Annotated in this window: 15 protein-coding genes; 7 read left to right on the top strand and 8 right to left on the bottom strand. The window is 65.6% G+C overall.

Annotation, left to right across the window (positions count from 1 at the left end):
• Window position 1: 1 nt before the first annotated feature.
• The 4 genes from ngg to NUU27_RS13295 all read left to right on the top strand — a co-directional run bounded on the left by ngg (window position 2) and on the right by NUU27_RS13295 (window position 5,544).
• Complete coding sequence (gene ngg / locus NUU27_RS13310; protein ID WP_257762599.1) at window positions 2–1,816, top strand: N-acetylglutaminylglutamine synthetase; 1,815 nt, start codon at window positions 2–4, stop codon at window positions 1,814–1,816.
• 69 nt (window positions 1,817–1,885) lie between these two features.
• Complete coding sequence (locus NUU27_RS13305; protein ID WP_257762598.1) at window positions 1,886–3,043, top strand: osmoprotectant NAGGN system M42 family peptidase; 1,158 nt, start codon at window positions 1,886–1,888, stop codon at window positions 3,041–3,043.
• 479 nt (window positions 3,044–3,522) lie between these two features.
• Window positions 3,523–4,314: an ABC transporter substrate-binding protein gene (locus NUU27_RS13300; RefSeq protein WP_257762622.1), complete on the top strand. Its 792-nt coding sequence runs from the start codon at window positions 3,523–3,525 to the stop codon at window positions 4,312–4,314.
• A 90-nt stretch (window positions 4,315–4,404) separates the two neighbouring features.
• The gene (locus tag NUU27_RS13295) at window positions 4,405–5,544 is read left to right on the top strand and encodes an aminotransferase class V-fold PLP-dependent enzyme (RefSeq protein ID WP_257762597.1); all 1,140 of its coding nucleotides are present in this window, start codon (window positions 4,405–4,407) and stop codon (window positions 5,542–5,544) included.
• Between the two features lie 14 nt (window positions 5,545–5,558).
• On the opposite strand, the gene NUU27_RS13290 is transcribed toward NUU27_RS13295, so the two are convergent.
• The gene (locus NUU27_RS13290) at window positions 5,559–7,019 is read right to left on the bottom strand and encodes an aminotransferase class V-fold PLP-dependent enzyme (RefSeq protein WP_257762596.1); all 1,461 of its coding nucleotides are present in this window, start codon (window positions 7,017–7,019) and stop codon (window positions 5,559–5,561) included.
• A gap of 110 nt (window positions 7,020–7,129) precedes the next feature.
• On the opposite strand from NUU27_RS13290, the gene NUU27_RS13285 reads away from it, so the two are divergent.
• Both NUU27_RS13285 and NUU27_RS13280 read left to right on the top strand, forming a co-directional pair.
• A complete protein-coding gene (locus tag NUU27_RS13285) occupies window positions 7,130–7,591 on the top strand; it encodes an Lrp/AsnC family transcriptional regulator (RefSeq protein ID WP_257762595.1) in 462 nt (153 codons plus the stop codon).
• A gap of 17 nt (window positions 7,592–7,608) precedes the next feature.
• Window positions 7,609–8,832, top strand: coding sequence for a multidrug effflux MFS transporter (locus NUU27_RS13280; RefSeq protein ID WP_257762594.1), 1,224 nt, complete (start codon window positions 7,609–7,611; stop codon window positions 8,830–8,832).
• Here the strand turns inward: NUU27_RS13280 and NUU27_RS13275 are convergent.
• Both NUU27_RS13275 and NUU27_RS13270 read right to left on the bottom strand, forming a co-directional pair.
• Window positions 8,829–9,179: a RidA family protein gene (locus NUU27_RS13275; protein ID WP_257762593.1), complete on the bottom strand. Its 351-nt coding sequence runs from the start codon at window positions 9,177–9,179 to the stop codon at window positions 8,829–8,831. The genes NUU27_RS13280 and NUU27_RS13275 overlap by 4 nt on opposite strands.
• A gap of 69 nt (window positions 9,180–9,248) precedes the next feature.
• A complete protein-coding gene (locus NUU27_RS13270; protein ID WP_257762592.1) occupies window positions 9,249–10,358 on the bottom strand; it encodes an FAD-binding oxidoreductase in 1,110 nt (369 codons plus the stop codon).
• Window positions 10,359–10,571: 213 nt separating this feature from the next.
• On the opposite strand from NUU27_RS13270, the gene ampC reads away from it, so the two are divergent.
• The gene (ampC, locus tag NUU27_RS13265; protein ID WP_257762591.1) at window positions 10,572–11,750 is read left to right on the top strand and encodes a class C beta-lactamase; all 1,179 of its coding nucleotides are present in this window, start codon (window positions 10,572–10,574) and stop codon (window positions 11,748–11,750) included.
• 37 nt (window positions 11,751–11,787) lie between these two features.
• On the opposite strand, the gene NUU27_RS13260 is transcribed toward ampC, so the two are convergent.
• From NUU27_RS13260 to NUU27_RS13240, 5 genes are read right to left on the bottom strand one after another with little or no spacing between them, the layout of a single operon-like run.
• The gene (locus tag NUU27_RS13260) at window positions 11,788–13,032 is read right to left on the bottom strand and encodes a Gfo/Idh/MocA family protein (protein ID WP_257762590.1); all 1,245 of its coding nucleotides are present in this window, start codon (window positions 13,030–13,032) and stop codon (window positions 11,788–11,790) included.
• 19 nt (window positions 13,033–13,051) lie between these two features.
• Complete coding sequence (locus NUU27_RS13255) at window positions 13,052–14,068, bottom strand: LacI family DNA-binding transcriptional regulator (protein WP_257762589.1); 1,017 nt, start codon at window positions 14,066–14,068, stop codon at window positions 13,052–13,054.
• On the bottom strand, window positions 14,065–15,021 hold the full coding sequence (locus NUU27_RS13250) for an ABC transporter permease (RefSeq protein ID WP_257762588.1): 957 nt from the start codon (window positions 15,019–15,021) through the stop codon (window positions 14,065–14,067). The genes NUU27_RS13255 and NUU27_RS13250 overlap by 4 nt, the downstream gene beginning before the upstream one ends.
• Window positions 15,018–16,007, bottom strand: a complete 990-nt coding sequence (locus tag NUU27_RS13245) for an ABC transporter permease (RefSeq protein WP_257762587.1) — start codon at window positions 16,005–16,007, stop codon at window positions 15,018–15,020. The genes NUU27_RS13250 and NUU27_RS13245 overlap by 4 nt, the downstream gene beginning before the upstream one ends.
• Window positions 16,007–17,509: a sugar ABC transporter ATP-binding protein gene (locus tag NUU27_RS13240; RefSeq protein ID WP_257762586.1), complete on the bottom strand. Its 1,503-nt coding sequence runs from the start codon at window positions 17,507–17,509 to the stop codon at window positions 16,007–16,009. The genes NUU27_RS13245 and NUU27_RS13240 overlap by 1 nt, the downstream gene beginning before the upstream one ends.
• Window positions 17,510–17,597: the final 88 nt, after the last annotated feature.

The following is a 17,597-nucleotide window of genomic DNA, read 5'->3' as shown; positions in this document are numbered from 1 at the left end:
GATGGCAAGGAAAGAGGAGGTGATCTCGCGCGCCTCGCGCGGGCGCAGCGACAAGGCGCTAGGATACCGGCTGAAGCGCCTGCGCAGCGAGACGATGAAGCCGACCAGCGGGCGTCCCGAAGCCGGCGCGCCGGAGCCCGACACATCCGTGTCCCTCGATCTCGGTTGGGGCAGGCTGCTGTTCGCGCAGACCTTCGCGACCAACGAGGCGCTGGCCGATGCCCTGCGCGAGGAAGGTCCGGCCCGCCGCGACATCGCCTTCTACATTCGCGACCCGCATGTGCTGCTGGCGCTGGCGCCGCAGGAGCTGTTCCTCGATCCGTCGCACACATATCGGCTGGACCTGTCCACCTACCGCCCGAGCCGCAGGCAGCCGCGGGGCTTCTTCATCCGCCGCGTCACCTCGCAGGCCGACGCCGAAGCCGTCAACGCGATCTACCAGAGCCGTGGCATGGTAACGGTGCGGCCGGATTTCTTCTGGGCGAGGCGCGACAGCCGCGCCGTCACCTATCTCGTCGCGGAGGACGAGCAAACGGGCGAGATTCTGGGCACCGTCACCGGCGTCGATCATCGGCGCGTCTTCCATGATCCGGAGAACGGAGCGTCCCTGTGGTGCCTGGCGGTCGACCCGCAAAGCCGCCATGCCGGGGTCGGCGAAATGCTGGTGCGGCGGCTTGCCGAGCACTTCTCGGCGCGTGGCGCCAGCTTCATGGACCTGTCGGTGATGCACGACAACGACCAGGCCATCGCGCTCTATGAGAAGCTCGGCTTCCACCGGGTGCCGGTGTTCGCCGTCAAGAGAAAGAACCCGATCAACGAAAAGCTGTTCACGCATCCGCCCGAGGATTTCGAGAAGCTCAATCCTTACGCGCGCCTGATCATCGACGAGGCTCACCGGCGCGGTGTGACGGTGGATGTGACGGACGCGGAGGGAGGGTTTTTCCGGCTGTCGTTCGGCGGTCGATCGATCCACTGCCGCGAGAGCCTTTCCGAGCTGACCTCTGCCGTCGCCATGTCGATCTGCGACGACAAGGCGGTGACGCGGCGCACGGTGGAACGGGCCGGGCTGAACGTGCCGGAGCAGATCGAGGCGGTGGATGACCGCGAAGCACTCAAAACCTTCCTGAAACGGCACGGACGGGTGGTCGTCAAGCCGGCGCGCGGCGAGCAGGGGCGCGGCGTTGCCGTTGGGCTCGAGACGCTGGAGGAGGTCGAGGCCGCCATTCGCACGGCGCGCGAGGTGTCCGACCGCGTTCTCGTGGAGGCCTGCTTCGACGGCGAGGATCTGCGCCTGGTCGTCATCGATTATCGCCTCGTGGCGGCGGCGGTGCGCCGTGCTCCGCGGGTGGTCGGCGACGGGCGCAAGACGATCGAGGAACTGATCGCCCAGCAGTCGCGCCGGCGTGCCGCCGCGACCGGTGGCGAGAGCCGCATCCCGGTCGACGACGAGACGCGCCGCTGTCTGGCCGGTGCTGGCCACACGCTGTCGACCGTGCTGCCCGAGGGCGAGGAGGTGGTCGTTCGCAAGGCCGCCAATCTGCACACCGGCGGCTCGATCCACGACGTGACCGAGCAGGTGCATCCCGACCTCGTGGCGGCGGCCTGCACGGCAGCGCGCGCCATTGACATTCCGGTCGTCGGCATCGACCTTATGGTGAAATCGCCGGCCCGACCCGATTACGTGTTCATTGAAGCGAATGAGCGGCCCGGACTGGCGAATCATGAACCGCAACCGACCGCCGAACGCTTTGTCGATCTTCTCTTTCCGCGTTCCGGCGTCAAATCCGCAGAGCGGGCGCTTGCGCCGCGATCCTGACGATCCGGCAGCCGAAGGGGCATGCCCGCCCTGCTCCTGCAACCGGCCGGGACCAAGGGGAGGGCAACCGTGACGCGCTTGAAGATCGATGTCGACTATCTCGATGCACAGCTCAAGGCGCTCCTCTCCATCGACAGCCCGACCGGTTACACCGATACGATCGTGCGCCATGTCACGGGAGAACTGGAGCGGCTTGGCCTCGAACCCGAGCTGACCCGGCGCGGGGCGATTCGCGCCGTGGTCCGTGGCGGGCGCCGGTCGGGCGCGCGCGCCATCATCACCCATCTCGATACGCTCGGCGCACAGGTGAAGCTGATCAAGGACAATGGCCGTCTGGAGCTGGTGCCCATCGGCCACTGGTCGGCGCGCTTTGCCGAAGGCGCCCGCGTGACGCTCTACACCGAGAAGGGCAGCTATCGTGGCACCATCCTGCCTTTGAAGGCGTCGGGCCACACTTTCAACGAAGGTGTCGACACCCTGCCTGTCGGCTGGGAATACGTCGAACTGCGCGTCGATGCGATGTGCTGGAGCCGTGCCGATGCACACGGGCTCGGCATCGACGTGGGGGATTTCGTGGCGATCGACACGCAGCCGGAATTCCTCGACAACGGTTTCATCGTTTCACGTCATCTGGACGACAAGGCGGGCGTGGCGATCGCGCTCGCTGCCCTGGAAGCGCTGATGCGCCATGACGTGACGCTGCCGGTCGACACCCATTGGCTGTTCACCATCGCCGAGGAGGTCGGCGTCGGCGCCGCTTCGATCGTCACGCCGGAGATCGCCTCCATGGTGACCATCGACAACGGCACCACCGCTCCCGGTCAGAATTCCTCCGAATTCGGCGTCACCATCGCCATGGCCGACCAGTCGGGTCCGTTCGATTATCACTTGACCAAGAAGCTGGTCGAGCTGTGCCGCGAGGAGGATATCCGCTACCAGAAGGACGTCTTCCGCTACTATCGTTCCGACTCCGCCTCCGCCATCGAGGCGGGGCACGACGTGCGCACCGCGCTGATCGCCTTCGGCATCGATGCGTCGCACGGCTACGAGCGCATCCACGTTCATGCTCTGCGTTCCGTCGCCGAGCTGACGACGGCCTATGTCGCAAGTCCCCTGGAGATCGAGCGCGACGTCGAGGAGGTCTCCGACATCGAGGGCTTCACCGAGCAGCCGACCGAGGCGGCCAAGCAGCCCAAGCGGGTCAACCGCCTGCCGCCGCAGGAATAGAGCGTTTCACACGGACCCAACTGGCCGCGAATTGGATCGTTTTCTGTTTAACGGAAGCGGCGGGCCGACTGTGTGGCTTTGGTTCGGTGGCATCGGCGCCCTTTCACCCCCCCCCTCTGGCCTGCCGGCCATCTCCCCCTCAAGGGGGGAGATTGGCTGGCATTGCCGGCTTCGCCAACCTGCAACGCTGCAGGATATGCAAGGCTTCGATGAAGGCTGATCTCCCCCCTTGAGGGGGAGATGGCCGGCAGGCCAGAGGGGGGGTGAAAGGGCGCCGATGCTTCGAACAAAAGATGAAAAGCCCCACTCTGCTGCCGCGCGTCCACCAGAACGCACAAGGGCGCTTCGACCCGCCCTCTGGCGCTTTAAGCTTCAAGTACCCTGTTGATCCGCGCGGACGATTGTGATCATGTGATCAAATCCGTTCGGGACAGCCGCAGGGAACCGGCGACCGGACCGTGACAGGAGGATATTCGATGATGAAACTGCGCATGGGCGTCCTTTCCGCCGTCATTGCCGGGCTTGCCGTCGCCGCGTCGGCGGCCCTGGCCGAAACCATCACCGTCGGCGCTTATCCGGCCAACCCGCCATGGGAGTACAAGACCGAAAGCGGGGCCTTCGAGGGCTTCGAGATCGATGTGGCGCGCGCGGTGGCGGAGCGCCTGGGTATGGAGGTCGAGTTCCAGGATCTGGGATTCCAGGCGCTGTTTGCCGCCACCAGCTCGGGCCGCATCGACTTCGCCGTCTCCTCCATCTCCATCACCAACGAAAGGCTGCAGAACCAGTCCTTCACCCAGCCCTATTACGACAGCGACGGCACGATCGTCGGGCGCGAGGATTCCGAAGTCGGCACGCTCGAGGAGCTGAAGGGCAAGGCCGTCGGCGTCGTCGCGGCGACCACCGGCGAGGCGTGGGCGAAGGCGAATGCGGAAAAATACGGCATTGCCGATATCCGCTCCTATTCGGCGCAGCAGGATCTCCTGATGGATGTTCGTGCCGGTCGCATCGAGGGTGGTGCAGGAGAGATCGCCGGCTTCCAGTACGCCATGACGCAGGTTCCGGGGTTGAAGCTCCTAGTGCGCATCCCCACCGGCGAGCGCTTCGCCATGATGACGCGGAAGGACCATCCGCTGCTCGAACGGGCGAACGAGGCGATCTCTGCCATGAAAGAGGACGGCACGATGGCGGCGATCCACAAGAAGTGGTTCGGTGTCGAGCCCGATGCGGGAACGAGCACGGTCGAGAAGATGCCGATCCCCAAGCCGGAGTAAGCCGGCTTTGCCGAGGCCGTGTGGCCGCGAACGACTGGCGTCCGCCTTTCCCCGGGCGGGCGTCTTTTTGAGCAATGACGAGGACCATCCATGTCGCTGGGCACGAACGCCGACGCATCCGCCTATCTCCTCTATCACTCCATCGGCATGTATCCGGGCAAGGCGGAGGAGATGGCCGCGGCGCTCTCGGCGTTCTCTGCCGGATGGGGCAGGCCCGACAATGCCCAATGGGCGCGCGCGCTGGCTCTGCGCCAGGAATTCATCGATCTGTGGCGGGATCTGATCGGCGCGCCGGCCGGCACGCTGACCACCAGCGAAAACGTGACCACGGCGCTGCACAGCCTCGTCGGGGCCCTGCCCGAGGAACACCTGAAAGGCCGCCGCCTGCTCATTGCCGGCGATTGCTTTCCGAGCATGCATTTCCTGCTGACGGGCCTTTCGGCCCGCTACGGCTTCACGCTCGACACGGTGCCGCTGCGCCCCGGCGAGAGCTGGGTGCGCGACGAGGACGTGATCGCCCGCTGGGGAAGCGACGTCGGTCTCGCCCTGCTGACCCACGTCACCTCGACCTCATCGCATCGCTGCGATCTTCCAGCCCTGGTCGCGCATGGCAGGAAAATCGGCAGCCTCATTGGTGTCGACATCACCCAGGCAGCCGGCCTGCTGCCTTATGACGTGCTGAATCCGATGGTCGATTTCTCCATCTCGACGAGCCTCAAATGGCTTTGCGCCACGCCCGGCGCCGGTATCCTGCATGTGGCGGAACCGCTGATCAGGGCCTGTCGGCCGGAACTGCGCGGCTGGTTCAGTCAGGAGGATATCTTCTCCTGGGATCTGGAGGCGTTCGCCTATGCCAACGATGCCCGCCGCTTCGACAATGGGACCCCTTCGATCCTCGCTTGTGCGGGTTCCGTGCCGGCGCTCAGATGGCACGCCCGGCAGGACATGGCGCAACTCCTGGCCCACAATAGGAAGCTCGCTGCCGGCATCATCGACACGGTGAAGGGTTTGAGGCTGAAGCTTGTCAGCCCCGAGGCCGAGGCCGAGCGCGGCGGCAGCGTGATGGTCCGTCTGCCCGACCGCATCGATCCTGTCGCCTGCGTGGCGCGGCTCGCCGGGCGCGGCATCTGCGCGGATCACCGCAGCCAAATCCTGCGGCTCTCCCCGGGCGTCATGACGACCGAAGCCGGAACAGAGCGGCTCGCCGAAGCTCTGCACGCCGCGCTCTGACGGGACCGGCCGCTTCAGCCAGCCATCACGGCAAGGTTGTTGTGGCGGAAGCGCGCCGTCGTCGGGTCGAAATCATAGGCTTGCGTGTGCCGCTGCGCTTCACGCGCCAGCGCATCGACCGCCTCGACGACGAGATCGGCCTTTTCGTCGGTCATCAGATAGCTGAAGTTCAACCGGACCCAGCCGGGTTTCTCCATTTCGTTGCCGGCGCGGATGCTTTCGAGCAGGGTCCGCGATTGCTGCTCGTCGATGCCGAGCAGATGGTGGGCGTAAGGGCCGGCGCAGGCGCAGCCCCCACGTGCCTGGATGCCGTAAAGGTCGCTCAGCATCCGCGTGAAGAGCTGATGATGCACCGGCTTGCCGTCCGCGCCGCGAATGCGGAAGGAAAAGATCGGCAGGCGCGGGGCGTTCGGCGCGCCGAGCAGCTCCAGGTGTGGATTTCGCGTCCACACGGAAAGCGCCCTTTCGCGAAGCTCCCGGTGCCGCTCGTCGATGAAGGCCTGTCCCAGCGCTTCCTTGATCAGAAGAACGAGGGCCGCCCGGATGTCGCCGATCACATTGGGCGTTCCGGCCTCTTCACGCGCTGCCAGCGACTTCGAATAATCATGCGCCCATGGCGAGACGAAGGTGACCGATCCGCCGCCGGGCATGGTCGGCCTGTCGGTGCGGGCGATCGCGTTGCGCAGCACCAGCACACCGGAAGCGCCCGGACCGCCGGGAAACTTGTGCGGGGAAAAGACGACCGCATCCTTGGCGCAATCCGTGCCGGCCTTCATGTCGACCGTCAGATAGGGCGCCCCGCCGGCATAATCCCAAAGCGCCAGCGCGCCGTGCGCCTTCAGGAGGCGCGTCACGGCGTCGGTGTCGGTCAGGATGCCCGTCACGTTGGAGGCGGCCGAGAAGGTCCCGACCTTGAGCGTCGCATCGGCATTTGCCTGCAACGCGTCGCCAAGGGCGGCAAGATCCGGTCCGCCGCACTCGGTTTCGGGTATGCTGACGATCTGCGCGCCGCTCTCCCGCCAGGGGAGGATGTTGGAATGGTGCTCGTAAGGGCCGGTGAAGACGACGACCCGCCCGCCGGCCGCGACCGTTTCGGCGACCTGCAGGAGGCGGACGAGCTTGTTGACCCCGGCGGTTGCGCCGGAGCCGGCGAAGATGACGCTGCTGGCCGCATCGGCACCGACGATGCGGGCGATTTCACGGCGGGCGGCCTCACGCAAGCGCGTCGAAAAGGCACCGCAAAACGAAGCTTCGGTGTGGCTGTTCGCGTAGTAGGGCAGCACCCGGTCGCGAATGAAATCCTCCACCTGCGCCAGCGCCCGGCCGGAGGCGACATAATCGGCATAAATCAGCGGCCTGGCCCCGCACGGACCCTCGATGACGGCGTTCTCGCCGATGAGCCCGGCGCGCAGATGGGCGGGCAGGTCGTCCCGCCTCAGGCTGTCGATGAAATCTCCGAGGACTGTTCCCGTCATGACGCTCGTTCCGAAAGGCTGTCGATGAACGAAACGATCGCACAACAACAGGCGATCATTTTCACAAAAAACATTGCGAAATGAGCTATTATTGGTTCATATGATCGAATATGGACCTAAAGATCGATCGATTTGATAGGCAAATCCTGCGCGAGCTGCAGCGCGATGCGGGCCTGTCGCAGCGTGACCTGGCGGAAAAGGTGGGGCTGTCGCAGAATGCCTGCTGGCGGCGCCTGCGCCTTTTGGAAGAACGCGGCATCATCCGCGGCCGCACACTGGTGCTCGATCGCGACAAGCTCGGCCTTGGCCTCGTCGTCTTCGTGATGGTCAAGACGCGGCATCACTCCGCCGAGTGGCTGCGGACCTTCCGCCAGCATGTGGCGGGCATTCCCGAAATCGTTGACTTCTTCCGCATCGGCGGCGAATACGACTACATGCTGAGGATCGTCACCACCGACATGGCGAGCTACGATTCCGTCTACCAGCGGCTGATTCAGAAAGTGGAGCTGGAATCGGTCACCTCCTATTTCGCGATGGAGGCGATTGCCGAGCGCCGGCCATTGCCCATCTGAAGGTCGGGCCGGTGCGCATGAAGCCAGGAAAGACGTCTCTCGAGCAGATCTGCCTTTATGCGTTGCTCACCTCGCTGACCGCTCTCAGCATCGATGCCGTCCTGCCGGCCCTGCGCTTCATCGAGAGCGACCTTCAGGTCCGCCCGCCGCTCTCCACACAGCACATCGTGTCTCTCTTCATCTTCGGCATGGTGTTCGGCGAACTCCTCATCGGGCCGCTTTCCGATGCGATCGGCCGCAAGAAGGCGCTTGTCCTCGGACTGGCGGTCTATATGGCGGGCACGCTGGTGGCGATGTCGGCAGGCTCCGTCGAGATGGTGGTGTTCGGCCGCATCCTGCAGGGCATCGGGGTCTCCGGGCCGAAGATCGCCACGCGTGCCCTGATTCGCGATCAGTTCGAAGGCGACGCGATGGCGCGCATCATGTCGTTCGTCTTCGTGCTCTTCATTCTCGTGCCGATGCTGGCACCGGCCCTCGGGCAGCTGATCCTGGCCGTTTCGGGATGGCGCGCCATCTTCCTGGTGTATCTGGCGATGGCTGTCGTCCTGTGCGCGTGGCTCGCTCTGCGGCAACCGGAGACGCTTGCCCCGCAGAGCCGCATCCGGCTTCATCTTCCGACGCTGTTGCGCAATGCCGGGCGCGTGCTGCGCAACCGGCGCGTGGCGTTGCTGATCGTCGCGACCGGCCTCGTGTTCGGCGCGCAGCTCCAGTATCTGAGCACCGCCGCCGATGTCTTCTTCGACGTCTATGGAATCAGCGGGTCGTTTCCCGCCTATTTTGCGGCGCTCGCCGCAGGCATCGGGCTGGCGTCGCTGGTGAATGCCGGCTTCGTCCGCCGCTACGGCATGCAGCGCATGTCGGGAATGGCGCTTGCGGGACTGGCCCTGCTCGGAGCCTTGTTGACCGGCGTCTCGCTGGTCGATGGAGGCCATCCGCCCTTGGCCGCGCTGATGGGGCTCGGCTTCGCGATCTTCTTCTGCATCGGCATCCTGTTCGGCAATCTGAACGCGATGGCGATGCTGTCTCTCGGCCAACTGGCGGGGCTCGGCGCCTCGCTGATCGCATCGGGATCGAGCCTGGTCGCCGTTGTCTTTTCCGTCGCGTTCGGCACGTTCTACGATGGAACCACGACGCCGCTGGCGCTCGGCTTCGCGCTGGCGGGGCTGATCGCCCTGATCTTGGTGAGGCTCGCCTCGCGGGCGAGCCTCGAACCGGTCGAACCGATTGGAAGGCTTGTTTAGTCGACTGCCGCGACGATGATGATCTCGACCTTGTAGTCGGGCGTGGCAAGGCGTGATTCACCGGTGGCGCGCGCCGGGGCGTTGCCGGGCGCGACCCAGCCGTCCCACACGGCGTTCATCTCGGCGAAGTCGTCCATCGATGCGAGCCAGATGGTCGCCTGCAGGATGCGCGACTTGTCGGAGCCGCATTTCGCCAGCAGCGCATCGATCTGCGCCAGGACGCCCCGGGTCTGCTCGGTGACGCTCTTGCCCGGCTCGGCAACCTGGCCGGCCAGCCAGATTGTGCCGTTGTGGACGACGGCCTGGCTCATGCGCGGGCCGGTGTCGAGGCGGGTGATATCGGACATCTGTTTTCCTTTCAGTTGGTCATTACTGCGCCGTGCGTTTGGGTCAGACCACCAGAACCGATCCCGGTTCTAGGGCTGATGCGCCAGCCGTTCCGGCGCGAGCGCCTTGACGACCGTCTCCGCCAGAGGGGAGGGACGACCGATGCAAAGATCCGCCGCCAACGCCGATAGCGCGGGGGAGGTCTGAACGCCATAGCCGCCTTGCCCGGCAAGCCAGAAAAAGCCCGCCTCGTCGGGTGCGAAGCCCACGGCAGGGGTGCGGTCGGCGAAAAAGCTGCGCAGGCCCGCCCAGCTGCGCTCGACCCGCGTGACGGGGATCGTGACCGCCTGCTCGAACCGGTGAAGGCCTTCGGCAAGCACCATGTCGTCCGGCCAGGCGTCGAAGGGCTCGGAGGGATCTTCGTCGGCTGGCGATATCATAAGTTTGCCGGCTTCCGGTTTTGCATACCAGCCTTCGCCGGCGCAGGCGAAGAGCGGCCACGAGGAAACGTCGTGCCCCTCCGGCGCCGGCAGGATCACCGCCGAGCGCCGCATCGGCGTCAGGCCGAGCGGCTGCACGCCAGCCATCCGGCCGACCGCGTCCGCCCAGGCGCCGGCGGCATTGACGATCAGCGGCGCGCTGAAGGTGCCCTGCGGGGTCTCGACCTGCCAGGCGCCGTGCTCGCGAACGATCCTGTTGGCGCGCGCCCGCGTGACGATGCGGCCGCCGTTTTGCCGAAGCATCCTGGCAAATCCCTGCAGCAGCCGATCCACGTCGATGTCCTGTGCGCCCGGTTCGACAGCGGCCGCGGCGATTGTCTCGCCTCTGAGGATCGGCACCATCTGCAGCGCCTCCCGGGCATCGATCCGCTCCATGCCGCTGGCGCCCTCCAGCAGCTTGTCGAGGGCGGCAACGTGTTCGGGCATCGCCACATACAAAAGACCCCGCGGCGACAACAGACTCGTCTCCGCGATGCCTTCCGGCTCCAGGAAGACGGGTTCCGAAGCGACGTTCAGGGCGCGCAGGGTCTCGTTGCCGTAGTTGCGGATGTAGATGGCCGCGGAACGGCCCGTGGCGTGGTAGCCGATGGCCTCTTCCGCTTCCAGAACGGTGACGTCGGCATCCGCGGCCATGCGCGCTGCCGCGCTGACGCCGGCTATCCCGCCACCGATGACGATGATGTCGGATGTCTGGCTCATATGTCCCCCGTTTGCGCTTCAGGGGGACACATAACGGGCCTCGAACCGGCGCGATAGGCTCAACGCCAAGGGGGTGTTGTGGCACCGGTGTCGCGCCGCTCGATTGCCTTGCATTATACGATCGTTTTATGACGAGTTGACTTGAGGTGCCTTGATTTTTGACGCCTTACATATAATGAATGATGTTTTGTTGAGTTTTGAGAAGTAATAAATATGATTATAAGGGAAAATAATTCAATTTTAAAAGCATTACTGGCGATCGCTTTCTTTATCTATTCGTCAATTGGCCATGCCAACGGGACCATCGGCGACAACTCTGCTTCCGAGTTCGTGCCCAGCGTCATCGAGCCCCTGATGCAGGCGTGGAACATCCCCGGAATGTCGGTTGCGGTGATTGCAGACGGCGAAAGCCGCGTGTTCAATTTCGGGGTGGCGTCCCGCGAAACGAAACAGCCGGTCAGCGACGATACGCTGTTTGAGGTCGGCTCGATCGCCAGGACCTTCACGGCAACGCTTGCGGCCTATGCCGAGCTGGAGGGAAAGCTGTCGCTTTCCGACAGCGTCAGCGACCACTTACCCGCTTTGAAGGGCGGCAGCTTCGAGAACGTCACATTGCTGAACCTTGCGACCCATACCTCGGGGCTGGCATTGCACGTTCCTGTCGGGATCGCGACGATCGCCGAGCTCGCGGACTATTGCAGGGACTGGGAGCCGCCCTATGCGGCTGGAATGTATCGCAGGCGATCCGACCTGGGTGTCGGCCTGCTCGGCATCGTGGCCGCCAAGGCGGCGGAAAGTTCCTACGCCGCGGCGGCTGAAAAACGGCTGTTCCGCCCGCTTGGAATGAACCGCACCTATGCCGACGTGCCGAAGAGGCGATGGATCGACTACGCCCAGGGTTACACCAGCTCCGATCTCCCCACCCGCATGAGGGCGGGCCTTCTGGCTTCGCCGTCCGACGGGGTGAAATCCCGCGCTGCCGATCTGGCGCGCTTTCTGCAGGCCAATATGGAGATGCTCGAGATCGACGAGATGGTGCAGCGGGCGATCACCAACACCCATACGAGCTATTTCAAGGCGGGGGATGTGACGCAGGGCCTGGTCTGGGAACAGTATCCCTATCCGGTAACGCTCGAGCGGCTGCTGGCCGGCAACTCCGCCTCCATGATGATCGGGAGCGTCCCGGCCACTCGCCTGAAGCCGCCGTTTCCGCCGCGGCGAACGGTCCTGATCAACAAGGTCGGCTCGACGGAAGGCTTCTCCGCCTATGTGGCGTATGTGCCCTCCAAGGAGATCGGCGTGGTGCTGCTCGCCAACAAGTCGTTTCCGATAGCCGAGCGCGTGCAAGCCGGCTATCGGATAATCGAGAAGCTGGGGCAGTTATCGCCATGACGACCGCAGGTTTCGCGACCGGTGCGGCGTGCCCGCCCTATCCCCTGGCGCGGGCCACCAGCGGAACGTAGGTCTCCAGGTCCGGATTCGGGAAGCGCACTGTTTCGCCCGTTTCGGCCGACAGGTACAGCGCCATCAGGATCTCCATCACGGCAACGCCGTCGGCAAAAGTCTCGAGAGGCTCCTCGCCCTTGCGGAAGCACTCGACCATATGCCGGTTCTCGTCCGTATAGCCGTAGACGCCGGCTTCGTCCTCCAGCACCGGCATCAGGCCCTGCTCGGCGTTCTGCTTCTCGACCAGGTCCTCTCCCTGGCCGCCTGTCACCGCCCGGGACATGAAGATCTTGAGACCGGTGCCGAGCGAGTTGAACTCCATCGCATATTCGGGGCCGAGCAATTCGAGCTGGATGCGCAGGCCCGCGCCCACATAGGCCCACGAGGTGGTCGCCTCGATGACCAGCTCGTTTCCGTCCTCGTCCTCCAGCATCACATTGCCGCGCGCGAAATCCTCCGAGGGCCGGTTGCGATAGTCGACTTCGGCGCCGAAGCGCGTCTTCAGCTCCTCGACATAGTGAGGGCGCGTCCATTTCAGATTGGCGACCATGCCGTTGACGCCCTTTACGGTGAGCGAGTCGCGCTTCCTGCCAGGCTCGGTCAGAAGATGGCGGGCCACCTCCACGCTGTGGCACATCATGTCGAGCAGCACGCCGCCGCCCTGTTTCTCGCCCTGCCAGAACCAGGGTTCGTGCGGCCCGGAATGCTCTTCCGCCGCACGCGCCAGATAGGGGCGCCCGGTGGTGGAGGCGGCGCGCCGCCAGACGATCTCCTTGCCGCGCAGCACGGGCGTCGCAAAGACCTGGTTTTCCAGATAGCCGTGATTGAGCCTGGCGGCCTCGGCCAGACGCAGCATCTCGCGCGCATCGGCAACCGTGCGGGCCAGCGGCTTTTCGCAGGCGACGGCGAAGACCTTGCTGCGTCCGGCGGTTACCTCGTCATGGATGATGCGCATCGTCTCGACGCGGGTGTCGTTGGGCGACAGGATCCAGACGGCGTCGATGTCGTCGGCTTGCAGCATGGCGGCCAGGCTCTCGTAGCTGGTGCAGTCGCCGAGGCCGAGCTCGGCCACCAGCCTGACGATGCGCTCCCGATTCTCCGCCTTGCGGCTGTAGACACCGGTGACGTCCACATGACGCACGCCAATCATCGACCTCAGATGAAACTCGGCGATGAAGCCGGTGCCGATGAGGCCGATGCGCAGACGTTTTCCTGACTGTGCGGTCATGGTTGCTTTCCCTTCGATTTCAGGAGTTCGGCCGCCCGGAGGTGGCACGGATGCGCAGCGTGGCGGGCAGGACCACCGGCTCGGCAGGCGCCGGCTCTCCCGACAGCATCTTGAGCAGGAGGGTCATGGCCTGCCGGCCGATGTCGATGCGCGGCTGGTGGACCGTGGTGAGCGGCGGATAGAACGCCTCGCTGAGGTAGAGATCGTCGAAGCCGACGACGGAGACGTCGCCGGGAACGTCGCGACCCATGCCGCGAAGCTGATGAATCGCGCCGAACGCCATCTCGTCATTGGCGACGAAGATCGCCGTCGGCGGCTCGCGGAGATCGAACAGCGCCTTGCAGGCGGCAGCTCCCCCGTGCAGCAGGTAATCGCCGCGCGGCTCGTAGCCCGCGGGGACGGCAAGGCCGGCCGCGTTCATCGCCTGGCGGTAGCCTTCCTGGCGCAGCACGCTCATCACCTCGGGGATCGGCCCGCTGATGTGGGCGATGCGCCGATGGCCGAGCCCGATCAGGTGCTCCACCGCCGCGCGCGCCGCCGCCACATTGTCGATCTGCACATGCGGGAAGCCCGACCCCTCGATCATCTCGAGCGCCACGACAATGGGCGAGTTGGGCGGCAGCTTGTGGCGCGAACCGTCTTGCGCCGGCAGTTTGCCGGTCATCAGGATCATGCCGTCCGCGTGGCCGTCGCGCAGCATGTCGAAATACTCGATCTCGCGCTCGGGATCGTTTTCGGTGTTGCCCATCAGGACCGAGTAGCCGGCTGCGCGAGCCGTCGCCTCGACGCTCTTCAGGATGTCGAGATAGAACGGATTGCCGACATCGCGCACGACCATCAGAACCGACATGGAGCGCGCCGTCCTCAGGCTGCGGGCGCTGGCGTTGGGGCGGTAGTTGAGGGCCTGTGCCGTTTCGCGGATGCGCGCGCGGGTCTCGGCCGTCACCAGCTCGCTGTCGGACAATGCGCGCGATACGGTAGCCGGCGAAACGCCAAGCGCCGCGGCAATGTCCTTGATCTTCGGCCGCCGGTTCATGCGCGCAGCCCCCGGCCGCGGCCGTAGAACAGCATCAGCACGAGCAGCGTGGCGCCGAACACCATCTGCCTTCCGGATTCGTCGATGTTCACGGTGGTCAGGATGCTTTGCAGGATGACCAGCAGAATGGCGCCGGCCATGGTGCCGGTGTAGCCGCCTTTGCCGCCCGAGAGCGGCGTGCCGCCCAGCACGACGGCGATGATCGACGGCAGCATGTATTGTTCTCCGACATTGGCAAAGGACGAGCCGGAATAACCGAGGAGGCAAAGGCCGGCAATCGCGGCGAAAACGCCCGACAGAACGAACAGGCAGATGCGGATGAGACGCACCGGCACTCCGGCCATGAAGGCGGCGCGCTCGTTGGAGCCGACGGCATAGATGCGATGGCCGAATACGGTCCGGTGAAGGATGAGGGCCATCAGCAGGCCGACGGCGACCCACAGCCAGATGATGCCGGGCAGGCCGAACAGGTGCGGCTTCGTGACGAACTCGGAAAGGGCAGGCGCCGCCCGTCCGGAGGGAATGCCCTGGCGCACGACCACGAGCAGACCCTGCAGGACCCCGAGCATGCCGAGCGTCATCACCAGCGGCGGAATGCGCAGAAGCGTGACGCCGAGCCCGTTGAACAGGCCGAACAGCGCGCCGGTGGCGATGGCGCCGACAATGGCCAGTGGGATGCCGCCATCCATGCCGTTCATCAGGTTGCCGGCGACGATCGCCGACAGCGACACCACGCCGCCGACGGAAAGATCGATGCCCTCGCGGCCCCCGAGGATGACGAGATTCTGGCCCGCGGCCACGATGCCGAGCAGCGCCGCGACGATCAGCAGGCGCAGGATCTGCTGGCCGGAAGCGAAGCCCGGCGACAACGCGTTGCCGAGGAAGAGAAGCGCGACGATGAGGACGAGCGCCACCACTAGCGGGTTCTTGGCGAAGTCGGCCACGCTTCTCATGTGCGCCCCCGCCGGCTGACGAGAATGCCCACCATGAGCGCTGCGAGGATCGCCAGGCCCTGCACGAAGTTCTGCCAGTGCGAAGGTGTGCCGGCAAAGAAGACCAGCGAGTTGATGAGGCCGATGATGAGGGCGGCGATGACGGAGCCGGCCACCGTGCCGAAGCCGCCCGACAGCGCGCTGCCGCCGAGCACCACGGCGGCGACGCTGAACAGCGTCATCTTCGTCCCGACCAGAGGATCGCCGCTCGCCGTGTCGCCGGTGATGCAGAAGGCGGCAAGGGCCGCGAAAACGCCGCACAGGACATAGCCGCCGATGCGGATCGCCGCCACCGGCAAGCCGCTCTGGAATGCCGCTTGCTGGCCGTCGCCGACGGCGAGAAGCTGTGTTGCGAGCCGTGTCCGCGCCAGGAGATAGAGCAGGACGGCGAGCACGCCGACGCCGTAGAAGACGAAGGGAATGCCGAGGATGCTGCCGCCATAGGTGCGCCAGAACACGGCCGGTGCCGGCGTTCCGGCGACAGGCAGGATGGTCAGGGCAAGCCCGGTGAAGAAGATGCTGGTGGCGAAGGTGGCCACGATGGCCTGCAGGCGAAGCGCCGCGACGACGATGCCGTTCACTAGGCCGCAGGCCAGCCCGACCAGTACGCCGACGCCGAGCGCCGCCATCACCGAAAATCCGCTGCCGCCGAGATGCTGCATGAGGACGACGATGGTCACGTTGACGAGCGAGGCGATGGCGCCGACGGAAAGGTCGATGTCGGCGGCATAGACCACGTAAGTCTGCGCGACCGCCAGAAGCATCAGCGCCATATAGGTGCGTATCAGCCCCGTCAGCGAACGGAAGCTCAGGCTGTTCGGCTCGAAGATGCCGTTGAGCACGAGGAGCACCGCGAGGATCACCAGCGCCGGCAGGAACGGGAACCGGCGAAGCAGGCCACCGAGGCCGTTCCGCTCGCGCACCGTGATGGAAGCGTTTGTCGCCATCACGCGGCCTCGTAAGCGGCGTGGTAGAGGTTGTAGCGGGTGCGGTCCGCATCGCGAAGTTCGCGGGTGACCGAGCCGCCATTGAAGACCAGGATGCGGTCGGCGTTGTTCAGCAGCTCCGCGTCTTCGGAGGAATAGAGCACGATGGCCATGCCCTCCTCGGCGAGCGTGCGGATGAGCGCGAAGAGATCGGCCTTGGCCGAAAGGTCGATCCCCTTGGTGGGATCGTCGAGCAGCAGCACGTCGGGCCGGTCCATGAGCCAGCGGGCGATGACGACCTTCTGCTGGTTGCCGCCCGACAGCGAGCCGATCGAATGCGACAGCCCGGCAAACTTCGTGTTGAGCGCCTTGAGCGCCGGCACGGCCTTTTCCGCAAGGCGCGCCGGCCGCGCCAGCACCAGCCTGTTGCGCAGCGCATGGATCGGCGTGACGTTTTCCAGGATGGGTCGGCCGCTGATAACGCCGTCGCGCCCGCGGTCGCCCGAGACATAGGCGAGCCCGTGGGCGATGGCATCGCGCGGGCTGCCCGGACGGAAAGCCTTGCCGGCGAGCGATACGGAGCCGGCGGCGGTGGGAGCGGCACCGAACAGGGCCCTCAACAGGGCCGACTGACCCTGGCCATGCAGGCCGCCAAGGCCGAGGATTTCGCCGCGCCGCACGTCGAAGCTGACATGCGAGAAGGCCGGCCCGGACAGGTCCTCGACCTGAAGCGCGATCTCTGCTTTGCCGGCTGTCGGTGATGACGCCTGCTGCGGCAGTGCCAGCTCTTCCTGCTCGCCGACCATCATGCGGATGACCTTTTGCGGCGTGACATCGCGGATGCGCGCCGTGCCGACGGTTTCGCCGTCGCGGATCACGGTGACGCGGTCGCCGATCGCAAAGATCTCGTCCATGCGGTGGGAGATGAAGACGATGCTGCGGCCCTCTGTCTTCAGGTCGCGCAGGATCTCGAAGAAGCGGTCCACCTGCGCCCGGTCGAGCGCCGACGTGGGCTCGTCGAAGATCAGCACCGGTGCCTCCGAGGCAAGGGCCTTCATGATCTCGACCAGTTGTCGCTGGTCGGCGCGCAGCGCGCCGAGCGGGGTTTCCGGAGCGAGGTCGTCACCGGCCACCGGGCCGAAAAGGTCGATATAGCGGGTGGCGGTCGCATGCAGCGCCTGCCGGTCGACGAAAAGACCGCCCCTCGACGGCAAAGCGGGCATCAGGATGTTTTCCGCCACGCTGCGATGCTCGGCCAGGCTGAGCTCCTGATAGAAGATGCCGATGCCGAGAGCCTGGGCCGCGCGCGGGCCGCTGATGGTGACGGGGCTGTCGTCGAGCAGCACCTCGCCGGCGTCGGGCCGCACGCTGCCGGCGACGATCTTGCACAAGGTGCTCTTGCCGGAGCCGTTGGCGCCGATCAGCACATGCACTTCGCCGGCCTCGATCTCGAGCTCGCCGTGGCTGAGCGCCTGTGTCGCGCCGTAAGCCTTGCTGACACCGCGGAGCTTGAGTTTGGTCATGGTTTCACTTTACCGGTCCTGACCCTGGTCCGCCTCTCAGCCTGACCTTCTCCCCGCCCTGAGCTTGGCGCGGGGCGGGGAGAAGGAG

Origin of the sequence: Nitratireductor sp. ZSWI3 (genome assembly GCF_024655565.1) — a bacterium.
GTDB lineage: Bacteria > Pseudomonadota > Alphaproteobacteria > Rhizobiales > Rhizobiaceae > Nitratireductor.
Note: the sequence above shows the minus strand (reverse complement) of the source record. Positions and strands in the feature narration are given on the sequence as shown.

Coding starts and splice junctions, on each gene's coding strand:
- NUU27_RS13270 (WP_257762592.1), bottom strand. CDS start 10,358: ATGAGCCAGACATCCGACATCATCGTCATCGGTGGCGGGATAGCCGGC.
- NUU27_RS13245 (WP_257762587.1), bottom strand. CDS start 16,007: ATGGCGACAAACGCTTCCATCACGGTGCGCGAGCGGAACGGCCTCGGT.
- NUU27_RS13285 (WP_257762595.1), top strand. CDS start 7,130: ATGGACCTAAAGATCGATCGATTTGATAGGCAAATCCTGCGCGAGCTG.
- NUU27_RS13300 (WP_257762622.1), top strand. CDS start 3,523: ATGAAACTGCGCATGGGCGTCCTTTCCGCCGTCATTGCCGGGCTTGCC.
- NUU27_RS13290 (WP_257762596.1), bottom strand. CDS start 7,019: ATGACGGGAACAGTCCTCGGAGATTTCATCGACAGCCTGAGGCGGGAC.
- NUU27_RS13275 (WP_257762593.1), bottom strand. CDS start 9,179: ATGTCCGATATCACCCGCCTCGACACCGGCCCGCGCATGAGCCAGGCC.
- NUU27_RS13240 (WP_257762586.1), bottom strand. CDS start 17,509: ATGACCAAACTCAAGCTCCGCGGTGTCAGCAAGGCTTACGGCGCGACA.
- NUU27_RS13250 (WP_257762588.1), bottom strand. CDS start 15,021: ATGAGAAGCGTGGCCGACTTCGCCAAGAACCCGCTAGTGGTGGCGCTC.
- ampC (WP_257762591.1), top strand. CDS start 10,572: ATGATTATAAGGGAAAATAATTCAATTTTAAAAGCATTACTGGCGATC.
- ngg (WP_257762599.1), top strand. CDS start 2: ATGGCAAGGAAAGAGGAGGTGATCTCGCGCGCCTCGCGCGGGCGCAGC.
- NUU27_RS13260 (WP_257762590.1), bottom strand. CDS start 13,032: ATGACCGCACAGTCAGGAAAACGTCTGCGCATCGGCCTCATCGGCACC.
- NUU27_RS13255 (WP_257762589.1), bottom strand. CDS start 14,068: ATGAACCGGCGGCCGAAGATCAAGGACATTGCCGCGGCGCTTGGCGTT.
- NUU27_RS13280 (WP_257762594.1), top strand. CDS start 7,609: ATGAAGCCAGGAAAGACGTCTCTCGAGCAGATCTGCCTTTATGCGTTG.
- NUU27_RS13295 (WP_257762597.1), top strand. CDS start 4,405: ATGTCGCTGGGCACGAACGCCGACGCATCCGCCTATCTCCTCTATCAC.